This window comes from Stenotrophomonas sp. 2YAF22 (assembly GCF_052114665.1).
In the GTDB taxonomy this organism is placed as follows: Bacteria; Pseudomonadota; Gammaproteobacteria; order Xanthomonadales; family Xanthomonadaceae; genus Stenotrophomonas; species Stenotrophomonas indicatrix.
The window spans coordinates 1-6939 of the sequence record NZ_JBFRFE010000177.1 but is presented as its reverse complement, the minus strand read 5'-3'; the positions used below and the strand labels follow the sequence as shown (position 1 = coordinate 6939).

Genomic DNA, 6939 nt, shown 5'->3' with positions numbered 1-6939 from the left:
CGCGTGGTGGCCTGGATGTGCTGTCGCGGGCCGAGGTTGCGCGCCTGCGCGACGCCTCCAGTGGTGGCATGCACGAGCTGCTGCGCCGCTGCGCGCTGGCCGTGCTGACCAGTGGCAGTGCCTCCGATGATCCGCGCGCCGCGCGCGATCTTTACCCCGATTTTGACATCCAGGTCGCACAGCAGGATCGCGGCGTGCGCATCGACCTGGCTAATGCGCCGGCGATGGCGTTCGTCGATGGCGAGATCATCCGCGGCGTGGCCGAGCTGCTGTTCGCGGTGGTCCGCGATCTGGCCTACATGGCCATCGAGATGGGCCCGGCCTACGCGGCCGAGCTGGAGTCGTCCGAGGGCATCACCAATGCGGTGTTCGGGCTGCTGCGCAATGCGCGCATCCTCAATCCGGGTGATCCGAACCTGGTGGTCTGCTGGGGCGGCCACTCGATCTCGCGCGATGAATACCTGTATACCAAGCAGGTCGGTTACGAGCTGGGCCTGCGCGGCCTGGACATCTGCACCGGCTGCGGCCCGGGCGCGATGAAGGGCCCGATGAAGGGCGCCACGATCGCCCACGCCAAGCAGCGCCGGACCGTGACGCGCTACATCGGCCTGACCGAGCCGGGCATCATCGCCGCCGAGTCGCCGAACCCGATCGTCAACCACCTGGTGATCATGCCGGACATCGAGAAGCGCCTCGAAGCCTTCGTCCGCATCGGCCACGGCATCATCGTGTTCGCCGGCGGCGTGGGTACCGCCGAGGAGATCCTGTACCTGCTCGGCATCCTGCTGCGTGAGGAGAACAAGGACCTGCCGTTCCCGCTGATCCTGACCGGCCCGACCGTGGCCGCGCCGTATTTCGAGCAGATCGACCGCTTCATCCGCCTGACCCTGGGCGACGCTGCGGCCGAGCGCTACGAAATCGTCATTGGCGACCCGGTGGCGGTGGCCAAGAAGATGTCGGCCGGCATCAAGCGCGTGCGTGAACATCGCCTGGCGCAGAAGGATTCGTTCTTCTTCAACTGGTCCATCGAGATTCCGTGGGAGTACCAGCAGCCGTTCGTGCCGACCCACGAAGCGATGGCTGCGCTGGACCTGCATCACGGGCGTGCGCCACACGCGCTGGCGGCCGACCTGCGCCGGGCGTTCTCGGGCATCGTCGCCGGCAATGTGAAGGAAGACGGCATGCGCCGCATCGAGGAGTTCGGGCCGTTCCAGATCCATGGCGACCCCGACATGATGCAGGCCCTGGACGGGCTGCTGCGCGCCTTCGTCGAGCAGCGCCGGATGAAGATCTCCGGCGAGTACCAGCCCTGCTACCAGGTGCTGGCGTAAGCCGGGCGAGGGCGGCTGGGCGGCGCGGCGGGGGGCGTGCCGGATCGGCCGGGGGAGGGCGGGACGTCAAGCCTTTGACGCCCGTCGCCCGGATCTGACCGTTCATCCTGCCGCCGCTTGCTGGCGGCAGGCGGGTGCGCCATCGTGGCCACCAACACGCTGGGGAGCGTCCAATGTCATCGCGCCGGTCCAAGGGCTTCACGCTTGTCGAACTGATGGTCACGATTGCCGTGCTGGCGATCCTGAGCACCATTGCCTATCCCAGCTTTCAGGGCACGATTCGCTCCAACCGGATGGCCACCACCAGCAACGAGTTGATTGCTGCGCTTGCGTTGGCGCGCTCGGAAGCCATTCGCGGTACGCATGGTGGCGGGGTCTGTGCTTCCACGGCGGGCACCAGCTGCGATGGCAAGTCCTGGACGGATGGCTGGATGGTCTGGAACGACGCCAATGGCAATGGCAGCTTCGATACCGGCGAGGCCGTGCTGCGCTATGCAGAGGCCCGGACGAAGATGCAGGGCGTCAGCGACCAGGCCCTTACCATCGCATTCGACCCCCGTGGCCGCAGCCGTGCCGTGACCGCGCAGGACATCACATTGCGTCCGGCCGATTGCGGCAGCCAACCGCTGCAGCGGCGGTTGTCCATCTCGCTTACCGGGCAGACCCGCCTGCAGAAGGAGGCCTGCAAGTGACACGCGCCGCTTACCAACGTCGTCGGTTTTCCGGACGCACGCAACAGGGTTTCACCCTGATCGAAGTGCTGATCGCAATCCTTGTGCTGGGCTTCGGCCTGCTGGGCTTCGCCCTGCTGCAGACGATGAATGTCCGCTACGTGCAGAGTGCGAATTTCCGCACGCAGGCCACCAATCTCAGCTACGAACTGCTGGATCAGATCCGCGCCAACCGTGTTGCCGCGCCGGTGTACGTGGGTGATTACACCGCAACGACCACCAAGTGTGCGCCGCCAACCGGGGCGGCCATCGCCAAGGACACCTACATGACCGACTGGCGCTGCCGCCTGGGTAAATCGCTGGGTGCGGAGAGCAAAGCCTCGGTCACCCGCAATGGCAATCAGTATTCGGTCCAGGTCACGTGGGGCGACGAACGCTGGAAGGCGGATGCGGTCGACACCACCTTCACCGCGAGTACTCGCCTGTGAGCCGCGCCAGCTTCTCTGCCCGGCGCATGCAGGGCCTGTCGCTGATCGAGCTGATGATCTCGCTGGTCATCGGCCTGATCATCCTGTTGGCGGTGGTGCAGGTGTTCTCCGCCTCGCGCACCGCCTATCAGCTGTCCGAAGGTCTTGCCCGCGTGCAGGAAAACAGCCGTTTCGCGATGGATACGCTGCAGCGTGAGATCCGCATGGCTGGACATTTCGGCTGCACCAACGACCAAGCGCACACGCTGGAGTCGTTGTCCACACTGCAGTCCACCCTGGATGGCGCGGCCAACCCTGGCCTCGACTTCATGCGTTCCATCCAAGGCTACGAGGCCACCGGCACCGAGCCTGGCAAGACACTCACGCTGGCAGCGACACCAGCGACGGGGGGAACCGCCTATACCCCGGCATTGCCGACGGCGATCTCCAGCGCGTTGACCAACCGGGTCGACGGCAGCGACATCATTGCGCTGCGCTACCTGATGCCTGACGGCGTTCCGATCACCGCCATCGGCGGCACCATCGAAAAACCGGTGTACACCTTTGAAGCCGCGCGTTGGTCGGTGCTGCGCAGCGGCGTGACCAATCCGGGTCTTTTCGGTGTTGCCGATTGTGGTTCTGCCACGGTCTTCCAGGCCAGTGCAGTCAACGCAACGACTGGCACCATCACCTTCGATACCGTGAAGTTGAACGGCTCGCGCACTTTCAGCAATGGTTACATGCTTGGTCAGGCGATGCTGTATCGCGCTGAAAGCGCCGTCTACTACGTGGGTTACGACGCGACGACCAAGCAGAGCTCGCTGTACCGCGTGCGCTTTGGTGCGGCCCCCAACGGCGATCTGGTTGCGTCCAGCCCGGAAGCGATGGTGGAGGGAGTAGAGAATCTGCAACTGCTTTACGGCCAGGATCGCAGTCTGGGCGCTCGGCCTTCGGGTTACATCGATCGTCAGGGTACGGCGAAGGCCGTGCAGGAATCGCTGCCCAGCGACATCGGCCTGGCCTGGCGACGTGTCGGCGTCGTCCAGGTGGGCCTGCTGGTCTCCAGTCCGGATCCGGCGGCAGCGCGCCAGGCAGACTCCAACGCCTCGCTGGTATCCATGGGGGTGACCTATACCGCCCCTACCGATGGACGCATGCGCGCGGTCTACCAGACCACCGTCGCACTGCGTAACCGCCTGTTCGGCAACTGAGGTCATCATGCGCTCATACCGATTCCGGCCCGTCGCTCCCCGTCGCCAACGCGGCGCGGTGCTCTACGTGGCCCTCATCATGCTCATTCTGTTGGCGTTGATCGGCATCGCGGGCATGCAGGTCACCAGCATGCAGGAGCGCATGGCCTCCAATTACCTGCGTACGAACCTGGCGTTCCAGAACGCTGAGTCGAGTGCACGCCAGGTCGAGACCGGCATCGAAACCGCGCTGGATGGCGCCAACGTCTTCCTCGCTGATCAGGAAGAGTGCAGCCCGACCTACGACCCGTTGACCTGGGCCAACGCGATCACCAAGACCGCGGCCAGCTACACCCGACGCATCGACAAATGCTCTTCGGGCAATACCGGTTCCAGCATCAAGACCGGCAAGCGGGCCAACGAAGAAACCGGAAACACCTACCAGGTCACGGCCCTGGCCAGTGATGCCCCCACCGACGCCTCTGCCAGTGCCGTCATCGACACGGTCTTCATCCCATGAACAACGAACGTCGTTTCCTTCGCCTCCGTCCTGCCGCCTGGCTGCGTGCCGGGGCCGGGGTTGCCGTGTTGGCCGGCCTGGCCGCGCTGATTCTTCCGTTGCAGGCGGCGCTCGGCGACTACGACATCGCCCAGGAGCCGCTGTACACCAAGCAGAGCCAGCCGCCGCTGATGATGATGGTGATGTCGCGCGATGAGCAGCTGTTCAACAAGGCCTACAGCGACTACAGCGACATCGGTGGCGGGCCGGGCGGTGAACCGGATGGCATCCTCGATACCACGTATCTGGATGCATTCGAATACGGTGGCTACTTCGATTCCAAGCTGTGCTATGGCTACGCCAGCGGCGTATTCAAGGCGTCCGCTGCCGCAGGCGGTGCCAACGGCCACAGCTGCAGCAGCGCCTGGTCGGGCAACTTCCTCAACTGGGTGACGATGAGCCGCCTGGACGTGATGCGTGGTGTGCTCTATGGCGGCCAGCGTTCGGAAGATACGAAGGACAAGACCGTCATCGAGCGCGCGCAGATCCCCAGTGATCTACATGCCTGGGTCAAGGTCTACAGCGGCAGCGACATCGGCAGTTTCACGCCACTTTCCGGCACGCAGTCGTTCTGCAATGCGACCATCGCCGCCAATGGTGCGCCGTTGATGCGTGTTGCTTCTGGCAACTGGTCCGAGTGGGCGTCCACTGCATCCTACCAGTGCGGCGTCAATCGCTCCGGCGAGGGCAGCGCGGACACGCCGCGTTCGACAGTTGACTACACCGTGCGTGCGGAAGTCTGCGGCTCGACCAATGCAGCCCTGCGCGAAGGCTACTGTCGCAAGTACAACGATGGCGCCACCGATCGCTACAAGCCGGCTGGCGTGCTGCAGACCTATGGCGAAAGCGGGCGCCTGCGCTTTGGCCTGATCAGTGGCACGTATTCCAGCCCGCGCGATGGCGGCGTCCTGCGTCGCAACATCGGCAAGATCGCCGGCAATGGCACCACGTTCTGTGCCGCCGGCGATGAGATCAACCTGTCTACGGGCCAGTTCTGCAACGCGCTGGCCAGTGCTTCTGAAGGCATCATCAATACCATCTCCAACTTCCGCATTGATCAATGGAACTGGAGCAGCAACTGGAACGACTGCAACACCTACGGCATCCTCAATCGTCAGGACCAGGGAGGCAATGGCAACCTGGCCGACCCGGGTACCAGTGGCCAGAAGTGCAGTGCCTGGGGTAATCCGCTGGCGGAGATGTACGCCGAAGCACTTCGCTACGTGGGGGGCGGCGCCAAGATCTACGGGGACAGTGGCGACCTCAGCGGCCTGCCAACCAGCGTGGCCTGGAAGGATCCCTATCGCCTGCCCGCCGACGGTGGCAACTCCTACTGCGCGACCTGCAGCATCCTGGTCCTGTCTTCGGGCCTGCCCTCGTTCGACAGCGACAACATCGGCTCGGTGACCAATCTGGCCGCCGCCACCACGGCTACCGATGCGATCGGCGCTGCCGAAGGCATCGCCGGCAACACGTACATGATCGGCCGCATCGGCGACACCCCCAAGGGGACTTCGCTGAACACCCATGAAGATATCTGCCAAGGCCGGACCATAACCAGCCTGAGCAAGGCGCGCGGCATATGCCCGGATATCCCGTCGATGGAAGGCAGCTACATGATGGCCGGCCTGGCCAAGGCGGCTGCCGAGACCGATATGCGCCCGGGCGTGCAGAGCAAACCGTCCTCTTACAAGCTGACAGCGACGACTTATACCGTTGCGATGGCCGAAAATCTGCCGCAGTTCGAAATTGCAGTGGGTGGGCGCAAGATCGGCCTGGCCCCGCTTTGCCAAGCCAACGATTCCGGCGGCGCAACGCAGACCACCAAAGGCTGGCGCAGCTGCTTCCTGGGCTCGGTTGGCATCGGCACCAAGGTGGCAAACAGCACGGGCGGTAACCTCGTCTACGGCCGCACCTATCGCTCCGATGCCCAGGCCGGCAGTTTCTCGCTGGTCTGGGAGGATTCGCTGTGGGGCAACGACCATGACAATGACGTCGTGGCAATGTTGAGCTACTGCGTGGGCGCAGCCTGCAACGACACGGGTGCCTTCAACAACATCTGCTGGCGGGCCGATGCGAAAGTGAGCAACAGCGCGGTGGGCAATACCCGGTTGTGCAACTACACCCGCAACAGCAATGATGACTGGATCGGGACAACGTTGGTCAATGACGTCGCCGCTGATGAAGTGCTGATCCGTATCGAAAACCTGTCTGCCTATGCCGGCAACGCGATGCTGACGGGCTATACGATCACCGGTTCCAATGCATCAAACGCCGTGCAGCGCCTCGCGTTGCGCCCGGGTAATTCCAACGGCTCCGTGCTGAGCACCACCAACAACTTCCCCAACAACTGGCAGAAGCCGGTGGTCATCAAGTACAAGGCATCGACCACTGCTGCTGGCCAGCTGGAAAGCCCGCTTTGGTACGCAGCGAAGTACGGTGTCCCTGCGGGTGGCAAGGCGTGGGACAGCAAGAAAAAGGGTGTGCCGGACAACTACTTCCTGGCTCGCAACCCGACCAAGCTGAAGCAGGCGCTGGAAGAAATCTTCGACAGTGCGGCTGAAGGCGATGCGCCGGTCGGTGGCAGCGGCTCGGGCGCGCGCATCAGCACCGGTTCGTTCACGGTAGCGTCCCATTTCCGCGTGCCCTCCGGCAGCAACGACTGGACCGGTGATGTCATCGCCACACGGGTGACCAGTACCGGTGCCGACGGTGCAGAGC

Annotated in this window: 5 protein-coding genes and 1 pseudogene; all 6 read left to right on the top strand. The window is 64.1% G+C overall.

What is annotated here, in order from left to right; all coding sequences use genetic code 11:
- The coding region (gene ppnN / locus AB4Y84_RS09090; protein WP_442250022.1) for a nucleotide 5'-monophosphate nucleosidase PpnN at positions 1–1331 on the top strand (1331 nt) is incomplete at its 5' end.
- Between the two features lie 173 nt (positions 1332–1504).
- The gene (locus AB4Y84_RS09085) at positions 1505–2023 is read left to right on the top strand and encodes a GspH/FimT family pseudopilin (RefSeq protein ID WP_312786243.1); all 519 of its coding nucleotides are present in this window, start codon (positions 1505–1507) and stop codon (positions 2021–2023) included.
- Positions 2020–2490: a type IV pilus modification protein PilV gene (pilV, locus tag AB4Y84_RS09080; RefSeq protein ID WP_223494716.1), complete on the top strand. Its 471-nt coding sequence runs from the start codon at positions 2020–2022 to the stop codon at positions 2488–2490. Before AB4Y84_RS09085 ends, pilV begins: the two co-directional genes overlap by 4 nt.
- Positions 2487–3680 (top strand): PilW family protein, encoded by a 1194-nt coding sequence (locus tag AB4Y84_RS09075; protein WP_363731033.1) that lies wholly within the window; start codon positions 2487–2489, stop codon positions 3678–3680. The genes pilV and AB4Y84_RS09075 overlap by 4 nt, the downstream gene beginning before the upstream one ends.
- A gap of 7 nt (positions 3681–3687) precedes the next feature.
- Positions 3688–4179 (top strand): pilus assembly PilX family protein, encoded by a 492-nt coding sequence (locus tag AB4Y84_RS09070; RefSeq protein WP_312786241.1) that lies wholly within the window; start codon positions 3688–3690, stop codon positions 4177–4179.
- Positions 4176–6939 (top strand): annotated as a pseudogene (locus tag AB4Y84_RS09065) (pilus assembly protein PilC); the annotation flags it as partial. The gene AB4Y84_RS09070 and the pseudogene AB4Y84_RS09065, both read left to right, overlap by 4 nt.

Bases quoted from the DNA above. Each gene is read 5' to 3' on its own strand.
- AB4Y84_RS09070 (WP_312786241.1), top strand. From the start codon at position 3,688: ATGCGCTCATACCGATTCCGGCCCGTCGCTCCCCGTCGCCAACGCGGC.
- AB4Y84_RS09085 (WP_312786243.1), top strand. From the start codon at position 1,505: ATGTCATCGCGCCGGTCCAAGGGCTTCACGCTTGTCGAACTGATGGTC.